Genomic DNA, 14,820 nt, shown 5'->3' on the forward strand with positions numbered 1-14,820 from the left:
TTTTCTCGTGCGCGCCCTCACGCCGTCTGGGCCCGTGCGCTCCCGACCCGCGCGGGTCCATGGCCCCGCAGGACGCCGGGACCCGTCAGGGCACAGGCGCGTCAGGACGCGGGCGGAGCCAGACCGAGCACCGGGGCCAGCACGGGGAGGGAGTACGCGAGGCTGGCATCCAGTGCTTCACCCGTGTGTCCCGCTCCCGGCACGACGTAGGTCACGACGGTGAATCCCGCGGCCTGGGCGGCCTCGGAGTTCGCCTTCTGCCCGGGGCCGTAGGTGGTGTCCTCGCTCCCCCACGTGAAGATCGCGAGGTGGCCGGTGTAGGTGCCGGGCAGCGCGGCGGCCATGATGACCGACGGCTTCGTCGCCTGGAACGCGTTCGCGTCGCCGTTGAACACCTCCGCGACGGTCTTGTCGACGTGCTCGGACCCCGGGAACTCGTTGCCCATGATGTCGAGCATCTGACCCCACACCTCGGGATGCTTCGCGCCGTACACCGCGGCGCACGACCCGCCGTTCGAGAACCCGCCGATGGTCCAGTATCGGTGGTCCTTGACGATGTTGAGCTTCGCCTCCGCCCACTGTGGCACGAGCTGGTTGATGTAGGTCGACACGGCGCCGTACTTCGCGGAGTCGACGCAGGCCGGGTCTCTGTCGGGCGCACCCAGCTGGTCGACGACCACGGCGATGGGAGCGAGACCGTTGTGCTGAGCGGCGAACGCGTCGAGCGCCTTGGCGAGGTTGGTCGGGTCGGGGGAACCCGGCTGCCCCATCATGAACACCAGGAGCGGCAGAGCCGGCGGGTTCGCGACCTGCGCCGCCGGCGGCAGGTAGAGCGAGGCGTCGCGCGCGGCGTACTGCCCCGTCGGGATCTTGGCATCCCCCGTCAGGGCGCTCACCGAGCCCTTCGACGGCATTCCCGCGGGGGGCTGCCAGTTCTGGTACAGCGTCGCCGGATCGCCCGCTGTCGCGGTGGGTGCGGGCAACGACGCGGGGTCGAGGGCCTGCACGCCCAGAATGGCCGCGAGGTTGTGCGTGACGCCGTACGACGTGTTGACGCCGAGCGCGGCCGCGAAGAGGCCGGCGAGCACCGTCACCACGCCCACCACCCGACGCCCCCACGGGCGGCGGCAGATGCCCACGACACCGATGGCGACGGCGACGATCCCGCCCGTGGCCCAGGTGGCCGCGTGCGCCGGCAGCGGCCCCTGAAAGAGTCCCCTGGCTTCCAGGATGTGCGCGACGATGTACATGAGGATGCCCGCGCTGGCGCCGATGAGCAGCGTCGGGACGATCCGCCGCGGCGACCACGCGATCACGGCGATCACGCCCAGACCCGCGATCACCGCGCAGATCGTGAGCAGGGGACTGTCGATGAGTTCGAAGGACAGCACGAAACGGTTCACCGGCGCCCCTCCCATGCGGTTCTCGCCAAAGCGACGATCTCACGGCGCGACGCGTCGGGGAGGTAGGCGCGGCCGACGGCCGCCCCGATCGCCGGAAGCTGGAGCGGGTCACGGTAGGCGAGCGAGAGCGGGCGGTACCGCGGGCGGAACTTGCCCTTGAATCGGAACAGCGACGCGAAGCCGTACGCGGGTTCGAGCACCTCGGCGAGCCACCGCAGCAGAGCCCGCAGCGGACCGGGGTCGCCGTCCGCCGGCTCGTCGGGATCGTCCGCGAGAGGCGCTCCCGACAGGCTGAGGACCGTCGCCCCCTCCGACTGCAGCTGCAGGGCCGCCTTCGCGATGAGGAACTCCATCATCCCGTTGGGCCCGTCGGTGCGTCGACGCATGAAGTCGAGCGTCCACCCCGTGAGCTCGCCGTCGGTCCAGCTCGGCATCCAGCTCGTCACCGCTTCGATGCGGTCGTCGGGCCCGACCGCCAGGAGCAGACGGACGTCGCGGTCGCGCAGCTCATCGAGGGAGCCGAGCGTGAAGCCCATCTCGGGCAGGGCGCGATCGGCCACCCATTCCTCGTCGATGGCGGTCACCTGCGACACCTGCGACACCGTCAGCTCGTGCCATCGGGTCCAGACGGCGGTGTAGCCCTCGCGCTCCGCGCGCGTCATCGGCTGCCGGACCTTCTGCCACGCTTTGCCCGCGAACGTCAGCCCGGGAAGATCCATGACCGTCTCGACGCCGACGGGGATCTGCCTCCACCCGAGATCGCGCAGATCGTCCGCGGTATCGGAATGGATGCTGTAGAACGCAGGTGTCCACCCGTGCTCGACGCAGAAATCGGTGAAGGCCCGTAGCGCCTCGGGGCGCCCACCGGGCGGCGTCAGGGGGTCGCCGACGGCGAGCGCCACGTCGCCGACCAGTCGATACGCGATGGCACTCTGCCGATCGGCCGACGACCAGTGCCGGTTTCCCTCCCACGTGCCGAGGAAACCGAGGGTGTCGCTCCCCCGCCGCAGCAGTTCCCGGTAGAGCGAGTCGTCGTCGGCATCCGGGCGCTGCACCCGGCGGTACAGCCACAGGATCGCCGCGATCACGATCGCCCAGAAGAGAACGCCGACCCACTGGTAGGCGAAGAGGGCCACGCCGTGGTGCGGGAATCCCGAGGCTCCGGGCGTGGTGTACGACGGCGGGAAGAACCGGCGCAGCGTGAGTCCCAGCATGTCGAGCACCGAGATCTCGCGGTCGAAGGCGCGCCGCCCCAGCTCCTCGGTGACGAAGAAGCCCGAGCCGATGGCGACGAAGGCGAGCCCGACGATGACGGCGAAGGTGCGCGCCGCGCGCCGCGTCGCGCGCACGGGGAAACGGCGCCTCGCCACCACCAGGGCGGCGGCAAGAACCAGGGGGATGACGACGGATGCCAGGGCCCACAGCACATACTCGGCACCACTGCCGTCGACCCACGGATCGATGCGCAGCCGGCCGTTCGCCAGGGCGACGAGGGGCGAGACGGCGGACATCACGAGGGTGAGGACCGCGAGGACGAGAGCCGCGCGGCGACCCTGGCGCAGCCCCCACGCGGCGACAAGCATGAGGGCGAGGGGAACGATCGCCAGCAACGCCGGTCCCAGCCCCCGGGTCATCAACAGCGCGACCTGCTCGTTGCAGACCGACTCCGAGAGCTGTTCGCACCGCGCGAGGAGGGCGTCGTCGTACTGGGTGTACGCGTCGACCACGAGAGACAGGGGTCCGCGGCCGCCGCCGCTGATGAGCGCGACGAGTGGCCCGCTCCCCACGACGGCGACCATCAGTGCCAGGAGCGTCCGCGTCTCGCGCGCGGAGCTGCGATGCCAGGACCGTCGCTCGATCCCCCGGGCGAGCACCGCGCCCACGACGAGTCCGATGGTCGCCGCGATGATGCGGTACCAGGAGTCCGCGTCACCGGCGTAGAGCGCGAAGAGCGAGAGCAGGGCGAACCCGACCAGGCGGAGTCGACGACGCCACAGGGTGAGGGCGAAAGCGCTGGCCACCATCACGACACCCGCGAGCGGTGTCGTGGGGTCGAGGACCGGCACCTCGGCGGCCACGACCGGCCGCAGATCGGTCACCGACCAGACGGCCGCGTGCATACCCACACCGGCGAGAAGCCCGACGATCCCGATGACGAGATACAGGATGCCGGTCCGCCGGGAGCCGAGGAGTCGTTCGGCCGCGGCGAGCGCCGTCAGGGCGAGAACCACCGACGTGATCGCGTCGATCGGCGAGTCCGGGATGAACAGCGCGGTCGCGATCGTCCACCACCGTCCGGAGGCGAACGTGGCGAGGGGACCCGCGCCCCAGATGAGAGCGTCGTCACCCCAGAGCGTGCCCGTCGCCGCCGCCGACGCGGTGACCAGCACCGCGATGCACACCGCGACCGGGTTGGCCCGTACGTATCGCCCGAGGGCCGCCGCGAGGGCGCGCGGATCGACCCGGAACCGCGAGCGCCGCGGCGGGGAGGGGGGTGGGGCGTCGGACATCGGCAGGAGGTTACGGGGCGACCCTATGAGAGACGCTCAGTACCAGATGTCCAGGAGAGGGGCGACGTCCGGAACGAAGGCGGCGTCGACCGCGGCCAGTGCCGCCGCCGAACCGCGCACGAGGCCCGCGGCAGCGAGCTCACGGGCTCGGACGCCGCCGAGCAGCAGCGAGCTGAGCGCGGCGACAGACAGCTCGACGTCGACGTCGCGGGACTCGGGGGCCGCGTCGACCTCCGCCACCCCGTCGGCGTCGATGCGCAGGCTCCACGCGCCATCGGCGAAGCCGAGGGGATCCTCGACCCGCAGGACGACGTCGAGAGCACGCGCGTAGCGGCGCGCGCTCAGGGCCCCGGGCACGTCGAGGATGCGCAGCCAGTGGTGGTCGGTGAGCGTCGCCGTCACGGCCCGACGGTCGGCGACCATCCACTGAACCGGCGGGACGGCGGGCTGCAGCGACGCCTTGACCTCGCCGACGAGATCGTGTTCGATCGCGAAGCGCCACAGCGCGGCTGCGGCCTCGTCGCCGTCGGCGAAGAGCGCCCGCACGCTCAGGACGTGCGCCGAGTAGTCGTCGTTCGGTCCGGGGTCGAGCGTGTACACGAGGATGCCGCGTTCCTCGCCCGCCGCGTCGCGGTACGACACGGCGCGCACCTTGTTGCCGTCCTTGGCGTCGGGGGTGAGACCGGCCATGCCGCGCCAACGCCCCTCCCAGCCGGGCACGGACCCGGGACGTTCGAGGCGAACCCTCTCGTGGACGCGGCTCAGTCGCTCGGGGAGGCTCTCGCGCGAGACGAAGTCCAGGCGCCCCGGCGCGACGGGACCGGTCCACCGCGCGCGCCGCGTGTCGACGACGACGTCGGAGGCCCAGGCGGCGGGAGAGAACCCCCACCGCCCGTAGATCGTCGCCTCGGTGACCGTCAGTCCGGCGAGCGGAAAGCCCGCGGCGGCCGCGGTGCGCAGTTCGCCCGTGAGCATCGCGCGGGCGATCCCCCGGCGTCGGTGGGTCGGAGCCACCGTGACGGCGCTGATCGACCAGAGGGGGATCGTCCGCCCGGGCGACACGGTGAGCTCGGTGGCCCACGAATCGACGGTCGCGACGGGTGACTCGGGGGCGACGCCCGCACGGTCGAACACGCCGGTCAGACGACGCGGCGTCAGCGCCCGGCGAGCACTCTCGACCTCGTCCGCGGAGGGATCCTCACCGAGGAATCCTCGTGACACCGCACGCAGGAAAGGCTCGAAGCCCTCGTGGTCGGCCTGTACAAGGGCGTACTGGAGGCCGCTGGCCTCCAGGTCGGCGGCGGAGGTGGCGTCGAGAGCGAGAGCGCGCGTGTCGGTCGTGGCCATACCCCCAGCCTACGGACCCGCGTGCGGCCGCCGCCCGTCCGCGTCAGTGAGCGGCCTGAACCGAGCGGAGTCTGGCGAGCACCTGGTCGCGGAGTTCCTCCGGCGCCGTCTCTTTGCAGGCCCGCGCGACCACTTCGGTCAGCGTGCGGGCGACGAGCGCCTCGTCCTGGCATCCGGGGCAGTTCTCGAGATGGTCCCGGATGTCCTTCGCCTCGGTCTTGCAGACCTCGTTGCGGAGGTACTCCTCCAGGTCGCGCCGTGCCTGGTCGCAGCCGCAGTCGCTCATTTCTTCTCTCCTGTCGCGGCCTGGAAGCCGCGTTCTTTCGCGTAGTCCGACAGCAGGTCGCGCAGCAGCCGTCGGCCGCGGTGCAGACGACTCATGACCGTGCCGATCGGGGTTTTCATGATGTCGGCGATCTCTTGGTAGGCGAAGCCCTCCACGTCGGCGAGGTATACCGCCAGGCGGAAGTCTTCGGGGATCGACTGCAGCGCGTCCTTGACGACCGACGCGGGCATGTGATCGATGGCCTCGGCCTCGGCCGAGCGCGCGCTGGTCGCGGTCGTCGACTCGGCGCCGCCGAGCTGCCAGTCCTCGAGGTCGTCGATCGCGCTCTGGTACGGCTCGCGCTGCTTCTTGCGGTACGTGTTGATGTACGTGTTCGTGAGAATCCGGTACAGCCACGCCTTGAGATTGGTGCCCTGGGTGAACGTCGCCCACGACCCGTAGGCCTTGACGAACGTCTCTTGCACGAGGTCGGCCGCGTCGGCGGGGTTGCGCGTCATGCGCATCGCCGCCGCGTACAGCTGGTCCATAAAGGGCAGCGCCTGCTCTTCGAACTGCGCGCGGGGTTCCGCCACCGGCGGGAGGGTGTCTGCCGTGTCGTCCATTGGGCGCCAGTCTACGTCGGGCGTGTCGACGACCACCGGGATGGTCATGCGCACGCCGGAGCGCTCGAGAAGTGCGGTCACGTGTTGTCCCCTTTCAGTAGGCTAGAAACCGATGACACGTCTCGGGTATTCCCCTTCCGCCGCCACTCCTCGTGGGGCGTGGAACGCGCCCGTCGCCGACGCAGCGGTGGATGCCACCGTCACGGTGCCCGGCTCCAAGTCGCTCACCAACCGCGAACTCGTGCTCGCCGCGATCGCCGACGGCCCCGGCATGCTGCACGCTCCGCTGCACTCCGACGACTCGGCGCGCATGGTCGAGTCGCTGCGCGAACTGGGGGTCGGCATCGAAGAGGTGGCCACCGACTCACCCTTCGGACCCGATCTCCTCGTCACCCCGCCTGCCGCGTTCTCGGGCGACGTCACGATCGACTGCGGGCAGGCCGGTACCGTGATGCGCTTCGTCGCACCGGTCGCGGGGCTCGCGCGCGGCGACGTCCACGTCACGGCGCACGAGAGCGCGCTGCACCGTCCGATGGGCGCGATGATCTCCGCGCTGCGCGAGGTCGGCGTCGACATCGACGACGGCGGCCACTGGGCGCTCCCGTTCACCGTCCGCGGCCACGGTCACGTGCGCGGCGGCGAGGTCGAGATCGACGCGAGCCAGTCGAGCCAGTTCGTCTCGGGCCTGCTGCTGGCCGCTCCGCGTTTCGACGTCGGTCTGCACCTGCGCCACGTGGGCTCTCGCCTGCCGAGCATCCCGCACATCGACATGACCGTCGAGGCCCTCGCGCACCGCGGCATCCATGTCGAACGACCGGCCGTCGGCGAGTGGATCGTCCCCGCGGGCCCGATCCGCGCGAAAGACGTCGCGATCGAACCCGACCTCTCCAACGCCGCTCCGTTCCTCGCCGCGGCGATGGTCACCGGCGGATCCGTCACGGTCACCGGATGGCCCCTCCACAGCACGCAGCCCGGCGCGCTCCTGGCCGACATCCTCAGCGAGATGGGGGCCAGAGTGAGCCGCCGGGGCGGTGCCCTCACCGTGTCGGCGGGCGAGCGCATCGCGGGACTCGAGCTCGATCTCTCCGCCGCCGGCGAACTCGCCCCGACCCTCTTCGGTCTCGCGGCGTTCGCCGACGGCCCGACGACGCTGCACGGCATCGGCCACATCCGGGGTCACGAGACCGACCGCATCGCGGCGCTCGTCGGCAACCTGCGCTCGCTCGGCGGCGAGGCGCACGAACTCGAAGACGGCATCCGCATCGTGCCGCAACCCCTGCGCGGCGGCGAGTGGAAGGCGCACCACGACCACCGCCTGGCGACGACGGGCGCGCTGATCGGCCTGCGGGTCCCCGGCGTCGAGATCGACGACATCGGCACGACCGCGAAGACGCTCCCCCAGTTCGCCGGACTGTGGCACGCCATGCTGGGTCTGGACGAGGGCACGGATGCCGAGCGCTGACGCCCGGAGCACCGGGTGAGCTGGCTCGACGACGGCGACGACGACGACCTCGAGTACGACGAGTCGTCGATTCGGGTCCGCCCCAACCCCAAGGCGAACCGGCCGCGCACGAAGCGTCGGCCCGCGCACGCGGACGCCCGGATCGCCCGTGTCCTCGGCGTCGACCGCGGTCGCTACACCGTGCTGCTCGACGAGGACGAGCCGACCGAGCGCAGGGTCCTCGCGACCCGCGCGCGAGAGCTGCGCAAGCAGCCGATCGTCAACGGCGATCGCGCCCGCGTCGTCGGAGACCTCTCCGGCGACGAAGGCACGCTCGCGCGCATCGTCGGGATCGAGGAGCGCACGTCCCTGCTCCGCCGCAGCGCCGACGACACCGACCAGGTCGAACGGGTGATCGTGGCGAACGCCGACCAGATGCTCATCGTCGTCGCGGCGGCCGATCCCGAGCCCCGGGAGCGGCTCGTCGACCGGTACCTGGTCGCGGCGCTGGACGCCGGCATCCGTCCCCTGCTCGTCGTCACGAAGACCGACCTGGCCGATCCGACGGAGTTCCTCTCGCACTTCGACGGCATCGACCTGCGCGTCTTCACCAGCGCGCAGGGAGCCATGCCGCTCGATGAGATCGGCGAGGCCATCGCGGGGCACTCGACGGTGTTCGTCGGGCACTCCGGCGTCGGCAAGTCGACGCTCGTGAACGCGCTCACCGGATCGGAGCGCGCGATCGGGCACGTCAACACCGTCACGGGCCGCGGGCGCCACACCTCGTCATCCGCCGTGTCGCTGCGCTACCGCGGTCCCGCGGGTTCCGGCTGGGTCATCGACACCCCGGGCGTGCGCTCCTTCGGCCTCGGCCACGTCGATCCCGCCCACGTGCTCGGGGCCTTCACCGACCTCGCCGAGGCCGCGGAGGACTGCCCTCGTGGCTGCACGCACCTGCCCGACGCCCCGGACTGCGCGATCGCCGAAGCCGTGGCATCCGGTCGCCTGGGCCCGGGGGCCGAGGCCCGACTCGACTCGCTTCACCGATTGCTGACCACTTTCCAGGCCATCGAGCGTTCTAGGCTGGAGGGGTGACGAACCTCTCAAAGGGCGACACCGCCCCCGACTTCACCCTGCTCGACCAGGACGAGCACCCCGTCTCGCTGAGCGACTTCCGCGGGCGCCGCGTGATCGTGTACTTCTACCCGGCGGCGCAGACCCCCGGCTGCACGACGCAGGCATGCGACTTCCGCGACAGCCTCGCGTCGCTGCAGGGCGCCGGTTACACGGTGCTCGGCGTCTCCCGCGACACCACCGAGAAGCTGCGCGCGTTCCGCGACAGCGACGGCCTGACCTTCCCGCTGCTCAGCGACCCCGACCACGCCGTGCACGAGGCGTACGGCGCGTGGGGCGAGAAGCAGAACTACGGCAAGACGGTCACGGGCGTTCTGCGCTCGACCTTCGTCATCGACGAGGACGGCACGATCGTCGAGGCGCAGTACAACGTCAAGGCCACGGGCCACGTCGCGCGCCTGCGCAAGGCGCTCGGCCTCGCCGCCTGACACGGACGCCACGGCCCCGCCCCGCGCTCGCGGTGGCGGGGCCGCTTCGTTCCCCGCGCGGCGCGCCGCCCGCGCGGTGGCGGGGCCGCTTCGTTCCCGGCGTCGCTGCGTTGCGCGGCGCCGTGCACCTCGGCCCACACGCCCCATAAACGCTCTCCGCTCACATAAACGCGAGCAGCACGTGTTTCTCAGCGCGGATAGCGTTTATGGCGAGGGCGGGCGGGCTCACCGCTGACCCTGCCCGCTCGGCGGGACCGGCTCACGGCCCCGGCCCCCGGCCACACCGAGCACGGTCGGATCCGCGACGGCGCGCGGTCGACACGACCCATAAACGCTCTCCACTCGCATAAACGCGAGCAGCGCGTGTTTATGAGCGCGGATTGCGTTTATGGCGAGGAAACGCGACCCACACCGTCGGCGCTCACGCCCCGACCGATGCCCTGCGACGTCGTCGCCGCGGATGGGCGAACGTCAAGCGCCGTCGCCGTCGGCAGCGTCACGGCGACGCGGCGCGGCGGCCCGAACGGCGAGCACGAGCAGCACGAGACCGATCACCGCGGGAACCGCGATGAGCAGCGCGACCGCGGGCGCGGCCCACTCCCCCGTGATCGCACCGAGGGCGACCGAGAGGATCAGCAGCTGGGTCACGATGCCGCCGGAGCGTCCGGCCGATACGCCGCGCGCGGTGGCCACGCCGAACGCCGCGACGATGACCGCACCGATGACGGTGAGCACGATCAGGGCGATCGAGCTGACGACGGAGTCGGTATCGCCGCCGATGAGGGCGACCACCTGCCAGCCGGCGAGGGCCAGGATGCCGAGGGCTTCGAGGCCCAGAACGAGCGCGGCCCAGAGGCGAACAGGCATCGGAAAAGCCCTCCCGGCGGAGATCATCACGCCGTTACGATCCGGAAACCTACCGGTTACCTCTTGATCGTGCGGAATCGCTATGGGAGCATGGAACAAGCCGTGTGCTCCCACAGCGAAGTGGGGCGAGCAATCGCTCGCGTTCCCACCAGGGTACCGGACCCGAATGCCGGTGCCGAATCGACCATTTTTTCTGTTACAAGGAGCACCCCCTATGGATTGGCGCGACAAAGCAGCCTGCCTGACCGTCGACCCCGAGCTGTTCTTCCCCGTGGGCAACACCGGCCCCGCGGTCGACCAGATCGAGAAGGCCAAGTCGGTCTGCGCTCGCTGCACCGTCACCGAGGTCTGCCTGCAGTACGCCCTCGAGTCCGGTCAGGACTCGGGCGTGTGGGGCGGTCTGAGCGAAGACGAGCGTCGCGCTCTCAAGCGCCGCGCCGCTCGCGCTCGCCGCGCGTCCTGACCTCGCGGCATCCGCCGTTCGACGAAGCCCGTCCCTCCGGGGGCGGGCTTCGTCGTGTGTCCGCGCGGCCCCGCGAGAGCAGGTCGGACCGACGGAGAACGGGCCACCCCGGGACGATGTGTCATCCCGGCGGACTTGCGGGACGGCCCGGGAAGTACGGCGCGTACCGTCACGCGGAGTCGGTCGGCGACACGCCGCGTGGACGTGACGACCCCCGGCGCGTCGCGCACGGACTCCGCCGGACGGCACAACCCGGCGGCCCGACACTGGACGGCCCGGGAAGTACGGCGCGTACCGTCACGCGGAGTCGGTCGGCGACACGCCGCATGGGCGTGACGACCCCCGGCGCGTCGCGCACGGACTCCGCCGGACGGCACGACCGGGCGAGCCGACAGGCCCGCGCGCGACGGATGGGTGTTCTCCACGAACAGGAATCCGCCGTCCCCGCCGTTCTCGGCGGCGCCCGCCGAAGCGCGCGTCAGACGGACGTACCGCCGATGTAGCGCAGCGGGATCTCGATCGTGACCTCGGTGCCGCTGCCCATGAGCGTGTGCCAGTCGATCGTTCCGCCGAGCTCGCCCTGGATGAGCGTGCGCACGATCTGCGTGCCGAGACCGCGGCCGACCTGTCCCTCGGGCAGGCCCACCCCGGTGTCGCGCACGCTCACCGCGAGCACCTCGTCGGTGCGCTCGGCGGCGATCTCGACGTCGCCCTCTTGGCCCGCGAGACCGTGCTCGACGGCGTTCGTGACGAGCTCGGTCAGGGCGAGCGCGAGCGGCGTCGCGAACTGGCTCGGCAGGGTGCCGAACTGCCCCGTCGTGCGGGTGCGCGCGCGGGTGTTGGGTGCCGCCGCGACCTCGGCGACGAGCTTGAGCACGCGGGCGAACACGTCGTCGAAGTCGACGTTCTGCGCGAGGCCTTCCGAGAGCGTGTCGTGTACGACGGCGATGGCCGAGACACGCCGCATGGCCTGGGTGAGCGCGTCGCGCGCCTCGTCGGAGTGTGTGCGACGGGCCTGGATGCGAAGGAGTGAGGCGACCGTCTGAAGGTTGTTCTTGACGCGGTGGTGGATCTCGCGGATCGTCGCGTCTTTGGTGATGAGTTCCTGTTCCTGGTGGCGGATCTCGGTCACGTCGCGGCTGAGCACGATGGCGCCGATGCGCGTCCCGCGATCGCGCAGCGGGATCGTTCGCAGCGACACCTGCACCCCGCGCGCTTCCATGTCCGCGCGCCACGGCGCGCGGCCGCTCACGACCACGGGGAGCGACTCATCGACGTCGAGCCGCTTGGCGGGAAGGATCCGCGCGGTCACCTCGGCGAGCGACTCCCCCTCGAGCTCGTCGTCGAACCCCATGCGGTTGAAGGCCGAGAGCGCGTTGGGGCTGGCGAACGTGGTGATGCCGTCGACGTCGAGGCGGATGAGACCGTCCGAGGCGCGCGGAGCGCCGCGCCGCGGTGCGGTGGGGGCGGCGAGATCGGGGAACTCGGCCGAGGCGATCATGCCGAAGAGATCGTCGGCGCAGTCGTTGAACGTGATCTGCTGGCGCGAGGGGGTGCGCGTCTCGCCGAGATTGGTGTGCCGCGTGAGCACGCCGACCGTCGTCACCGCGTCACCCTCGCGCGAGAGCTCACGCACGATCGGTACCGCGCGGACGCGGGTGGGCGTCTCTTCGAACCAGTCGGGGGATGCCGAGTCGACGATGCGTCCGCTCTGGAACGCATCGCGGACCTGGGTGCGCCACTGCGGGCGAACCCGGTCACCCACGATGTCGCGGTAGAACAGGGTGGCCGCTCCCCCGGGCCGCGTGTGCGCGACCGCGACGAACGAGTCGTCGGGCGTCGGCACCCAGATCACGATGTCGGCGAAGGCGAGGTCGGCGAGGAGCTGTCCATCGCCGGCCAGGCGGTGCAGCCACTCGACATCGGCCTCGCTGGCGCGGCCCTGGGCGTAGACGAGTTCACTGAGTGTCGACACCACTCCACACTAGAGGCCGCGCCCCTTCCCGGCGGTGCGCGGAACGCCTACCCTCTCCCCACAGGACACATTCTTCTGAATGCGCCATGCATCCCGTGGGTGAGGCCGTTCTCCCGGCCATACGGCGGACATAATGAGGGCGTGACCGACATGAGTTCACCTCCGAGCCGATACGTGGACCCGGATGCCGTCGCCTCGCGCCTCGGGATGACGCGCGACGAGGTGCTCGGGCTCGTCGGTCGCGGCGAGATCCGCGGCATGGAGGTCGGCACTCCCCCGCACTGGGTCATCGACGAGGAGAGCGTCACGTCGTACGTCGACGACCGTATCGAGATCGCCCGGCGGGCTGCCCTGTGGAATCAGTCCCAGGAGGCGAGCTTTCCCGAGCTGTGGGGAGAGGGCGACATCCGGCATCCGGACTGACCGCTCTTCCCCATGCATTCACCCTGCGTTTCTTATCCACAACCTGAGTTCCTCACCCCGTCGACGGGGGTGGCGGTGTCCTACTGTCGAGCGACGAAGACCGCTTCCACCGCCGCCACACAAGGAGGAACGTATGACCGTTCCGCTCACGATCGTCGACTCCGCTCGCCTCGCGCCGGCCTCGCAGGTCGATGATTTCGCCCCGCAGAAGACCCCCGCCGCGCGACTGCCGCGCGCAGACGTCTTCACGCGGAACATCGTCCGCGGCGTCTTCGAGGTCTTGGCAGGTGTTCGCGAGGTCGAACAGTTGGCGCGCTGGACGTCGGAGGAGGTCTACCGCTCGCTCGTCGTGCGCGCCAGTCTCGCGAAACGTGCACGCAGCGCCCGCGGTGTTCCCGTGCCGCGCGACGTCCACGAGATCCGGAACGTGCATCTCTTCGCCCCGACGGACGGGGTCTTCGAAGCGACCGTGACGGCCGCAGCCCGAGCACGGACGCGCGCCGTCGCCCTGCGTCTCGAGGGCATCGACGGACGCTGGCGCGTCACCGCCCTCGCGCTGCTCTGAGGGTTGGCGGCCGAGGGCTCAGGGCCGCGGGTTCAGGGCCGCGGGTTCAGGGCCGCGGGTTCAGGGCCGCCACGAAGCGAGGAAGTTGCCCAGGCGTTCGATCGCGTCACTGATCACGCGAGCCTCGGGCAGCGTCACGATGCGCACGTGGTCGGTCGCGGGCCAGTTGAAGCCCGAACCCTGCACGAGCAGGACATGCTCGGCGACGAGGAAGTCACGGACGAACTTCGCGTCATCGGGGATCTCGTAGACCTCGGGATCGAATCGCGGGAAGGCGTACAGGGCGCCCCGAGGCATGACGCACGAGACACCCGGGATCGCCTCGAGGCCCTGCCACGCGGCATCCCTCTGCTCGTGCAGACGACCGGTGGGGGCGATCAGCGCGTCGATCGACTGCACCCCCGACAGCGCCGCCTGCACCGCGAACTGCGCCGGCACGTTGGGACACAGACGCGTGGATGCCAAGAGGTTGATGCCCTGCAAGAAGCCGGCCGCGTGCGTCTTGGGGCCCGTGATCGCGAGCCACCCGGAGCGGTAACCCGCCACACGGTAGGTCTTGGACAGCCCGTTGAAGGTCAGCACCAGCAGGTCGGGTGCGACAGTCGCCATCGGGATGTGCACGGCGTCGTCGAACAGGATGCGGTCGTAGATCTCGTCGGCGAGCACGAGCAGCGAGTGCTCGCGCGCGATGTCGGCGATGCCCTCGAGCACCTCGCGCGAATAGACCGCACCCGTCGGGTTGTTCGGGTTGATCACGACGATCGCCTTGGTGCGCGGAGTGACCTTGGACCGGATGTCCTCCAGGTCGGGCTGCCACTCGCGCGACTCGTCGCACAGGTAGTGCACGGGCGTTCCGCCGCCGAGGCTCGTCATCGCGGTCCACAGCGGGTAGTCGGGGGCCGGGATCAGCACCTCGTCCCCCTCGTCGAGGAGCGCCTGCATGGTCATCGTGATCAGCTCGGACACGCCGTTGCCGAGGTACACGTCGTCCGGGTCGAGGTGCGGGAAACCGGGCTCCTGCTCGTACCGCGAGACCACCGCGCGCCGCGCGGAGAGCACTCCCCGGCTGTCGCTGTAGCCGTGGGCGTTCGGCACGGCCGCGATCATGTCGCGGACGATCTGGTGCGGCGCCTCGAACCCGAAGATCGCGGGGTTGCCCGTGTTGAGCTTGAGGATCGCGTGCCCCTCGGCCTCGAGCCGGTCTGCCTCGACGAGGGCCTCTCCACGGATCTCGTAGAGGACATCCTTCAACTTCGACGACTGATCGAGGGGGCGCAACGGGCTCATCGGTTCAGGATATCCCCGCCCCCTCCGAGCCAATCGACACCGGGTGGACTGTCCTTGGACACACGGATGCCGCGCCCCCGGCGAGCGTC

General features: G+C 70.8%; 14 protein-coding genes. 6 read left to right on the plus strand and 8 right to left on the minus strand.

Features of this window, described 5'->3' with window-relative positions:
- Positions 1-101 precede the first annotated feature (101 nt).
- The 5 genes from AB0O24_RS05875 to AB0O24_RS05895 are packed head-to-tail and all read right to left on the minus strand — an operon-like array spanning position 102 to position 6,148.
- A complete protein-coding gene (locus tag AB0O24_RS05875; RefSeq protein WP_363373294.1) occupies positions 102-1,403 on the minus strand; it encodes an alpha/beta hydrolase-fold protein in 1,302 nt (433 codons plus the stop codon).
- Positions 1,400-3,913: a DUF2156 domain-containing protein gene (locus AB0O24_RS05880; RefSeq protein WP_363373297.1), complete on the minus strand. Its 2,514-nt coding sequence runs from the start codon at positions 3,911-3,913 to the stop codon at positions 1,400-1,402. The genes AB0O24_RS05875 and AB0O24_RS05880 overlap by 4 nt, the downstream gene beginning before the upstream one ends.
- A 36-nt stretch (positions 3,914-3,949) precedes the next feature.
- The gene (locus AB0O24_RS05885; RefSeq protein ID WP_363373299.1) at positions 3,950-5,260 is read right to left on the minus strand and encodes a GNAT family N-acetyltransferase; all 1,311 of its coding nucleotides are present in this window, start codon (positions 5,258-5,260) and stop codon (positions 3,950-3,952) included.
- A gap of 43 nt (positions 5,261-5,303) precedes the next feature.
- Positions 5,304-5,546: a zf-HC2 domain-containing protein gene (locus AB0O24_RS05890; RefSeq protein WP_058597188.1), complete on the minus strand. Its 243-nt coding sequence runs from the start codon at positions 5,544-5,546 to the stop codon at positions 5,304-5,306.
- The gene (locus AB0O24_RS05895) at positions 5,543-6,148 is read right to left on the minus strand and encodes a sigma-70 family RNA polymerase sigma factor (RefSeq protein WP_058597207.1); all 606 of its coding nucleotides are present in this window, start codon (positions 6,146-6,148) and stop codon (positions 5,543-5,545) included. Before AB0O24_RS05895 ends, AB0O24_RS05890 begins: the two co-directional genes overlap by 4 nt.
- Positions 6,149-6,260: 112 nt before the next feature.
- Here AB0O24_RS05895 and aroA point away from each other — a divergent pair, with 112 nt between their 5' ends.
- The 3 genes from aroA to bcp are packed head-to-tail and all read left to right on the plus strand — an operon-like array spanning position 6,261 to position 9,151.
- The gene (aroA, locus tag AB0O24_RS05900; RefSeq protein WP_363373302.1) at positions 6,261-7,610 is read left to right on the plus strand and encodes a 3-phosphoshikimate 1-carboxyvinyltransferase; all 1,350 of its coding nucleotides are present in this window, start codon (positions 6,261-6,263) and stop codon (positions 7,608-7,610) included.
- Between the two features lie 15 nt (positions 7,611-7,625).
- Complete coding sequence (rsgA, locus tag AB0O24_RS05905) at positions 7,626-8,684, plus strand: ribosome small subunit-dependent GTPase A (RefSeq protein WP_058597186.1); 1,059 nt, start codon at positions 7,626-7,628, stop codon at positions 8,682-8,684.
- Positions 8,681-9,151: a thioredoxin-dependent thiol peroxidase gene (gene bcp / locus AB0O24_RS05910; RefSeq protein WP_275798921.1), complete on the plus strand. Its 471-nt coding sequence runs from the start codon at positions 8,681-8,683 to the stop codon at positions 9,149-9,151. The genes rsgA and bcp overlap by 4 nt, the downstream gene beginning before the upstream one ends.
- A gap of 471 nt (positions 9,152-9,622) precedes the next feature.
- Here bcp and AB0O24_RS05915 read toward each other — a convergent pair whose 3' ends face one another.
- Complete coding sequence (locus AB0O24_RS05915; protein ID WP_275799060.1) at positions 9,623-10,018, minus strand: histidine kinase; 396 nt, start codon at positions 10,016-10,018, stop codon at positions 9,623-9,625.
- Between the two features lie 214 nt (positions 10,019-10,232).
- Between AB0O24_RS05915 and AB0O24_RS05920 the strand changes: the two genes are divergently transcribed.
- Positions 10,233-10,481, plus strand: a complete 249-nt coding sequence (locus AB0O24_RS05920) for a WhiB family transcriptional regulator (RefSeq protein WP_013583608.1) — start codon at positions 10,233-10,235, stop codon at positions 10,479-10,481.
- 478 nt (positions 10,482-10,959) lie between these two features.
- Here AB0O24_RS05920 and AB0O24_RS05925 read toward each other — a convergent pair whose 3' ends face one another.
- Entirely contained in the window at positions 10,960-12,456 is a 1,497-nt protein-coding gene (locus tag AB0O24_RS05925) for a PAS domain-containing sensor histidine kinase (RefSeq protein ID WP_058597206.1), read from the minus strand.
- Positions 12,457-12,606: 150 nt separating this feature from the next.
- Between AB0O24_RS05925 and AB0O24_RS05930 the strand changes: the two genes are divergently transcribed.
- Together AB0O24_RS05930 and AB0O24_RS05935 are read left to right on the plus strand one after the other, a co-directional pair.
- Complete coding sequence (locus AB0O24_RS05930; protein WP_275801411.1) at positions 12,607-12,879, plus strand: DNA-binding protein; 273 nt, start codon at positions 12,607-12,609, stop codon at positions 12,877-12,879.
- Positions 12,880-13,012: 133 nt separating this feature from the next.
- Complete coding sequence (locus AB0O24_RS05935; protein ID WP_275801409.1) at positions 13,013-13,444, plus strand: Rv3235 family protein; 432 nt, start codon at positions 13,013-13,015, stop codon at positions 13,442-13,444.
- Between the two features lie 60 nt (positions 13,445-13,504).
- On the opposite strand, the gene AB0O24_RS05940 is transcribed toward AB0O24_RS05935, so the two are convergent.
- Positions 13,505-14,731, minus strand: a complete 1,227-nt coding sequence (locus AB0O24_RS05940; RefSeq protein WP_058597182.1) for a pyridoxal phosphate-dependent aminotransferase — start codon at positions 14,729-14,731, stop codon at positions 13,505-13,507.
- Positions 14,732-14,820 lie beyond the last annotated feature (89 nt).

Origin of the sequence: Microbacterium sp. NPDC086615, assembly GCF_040686055.1 — a bacterium.
Taxonomy (GTDB): domain Bacteria; phylum Actinomycetota; class Actinomycetes; order Actinomycetales; family Microbacteriaceae; genus Microbacterium.

Excerpts from the sequence above, each read along its gene's own strand:
- AB0O24_RS05930 (WP_275801411.1), top strand. The coding sequence starts at position 12,607 with ATGAGTTCACCTCCGAGCCGATACGTGGACCCGGATGCCGTCGCCTCG.
- AB0O24_RS05880 (WP_363373297.1), bottom strand. The coding sequence starts at position 3,913 with ATGTCCGACGCCCCACCCCCCTCCCCGCCGCGGCGCTCGCGGTTCCGG.
- AB0O24_RS05890 (WP_058597188.1), bottom strand. The coding sequence starts at position 5,546 with ATGAGCGACTGCGGCTGCGACCAGGCACGGCGCGACCTGGAGGAGTAC.
- AB0O24_RS05885 (WP_363373299.1), bottom strand. The coding sequence starts at position 5,260 with ATGGCCACGACCGACACGCGCGCTCTCGCTCTCGACGCCACCTCCGCC.
- AB0O24_RS05940 (WP_058597182.1), bottom strand. The coding sequence starts at position 14,731 with ATGAGCCCGTTGCGCCCCCTCGATCAGTCGTCGAAGTTGAAGGATGTC.
- aroA (WP_363373302.1), top strand. The coding sequence starts at position 6,261 with ATGACACGTCTCGGGTATTCCCCTTCCGCCGCCACTCCTCGTGGGGCG.
- AB0O24_RS05920 (WP_013583608.1), top strand. The coding sequence starts at position 10,233 with ATGGATTGGCGCGACAAAGCAGCCTGCCTGACCGTCGACCCCGAGCTG.
- AB0O24_RS05935 (WP_275801409.1), top strand. The coding sequence starts at position 13,013 with ATGACCGTTCCGCTCACGATCGTCGACTCCGCTCGCCTCGCGCCGGCC.
- AB0O24_RS05895 (WP_058597207.1), bottom strand. The coding sequence starts at position 6,148 with ATGGACGACACGGCAGACACCCTCCCGCCGGTGGCGGAACCCCGCGCG.
- AB0O24_RS05915 (WP_275799060.1), bottom strand. The coding sequence starts at position 10,018 with ATGCCTGTTCGCCTCTGGGCCGCGCTCGTTCTGGGCCTCGAAGCCCTC.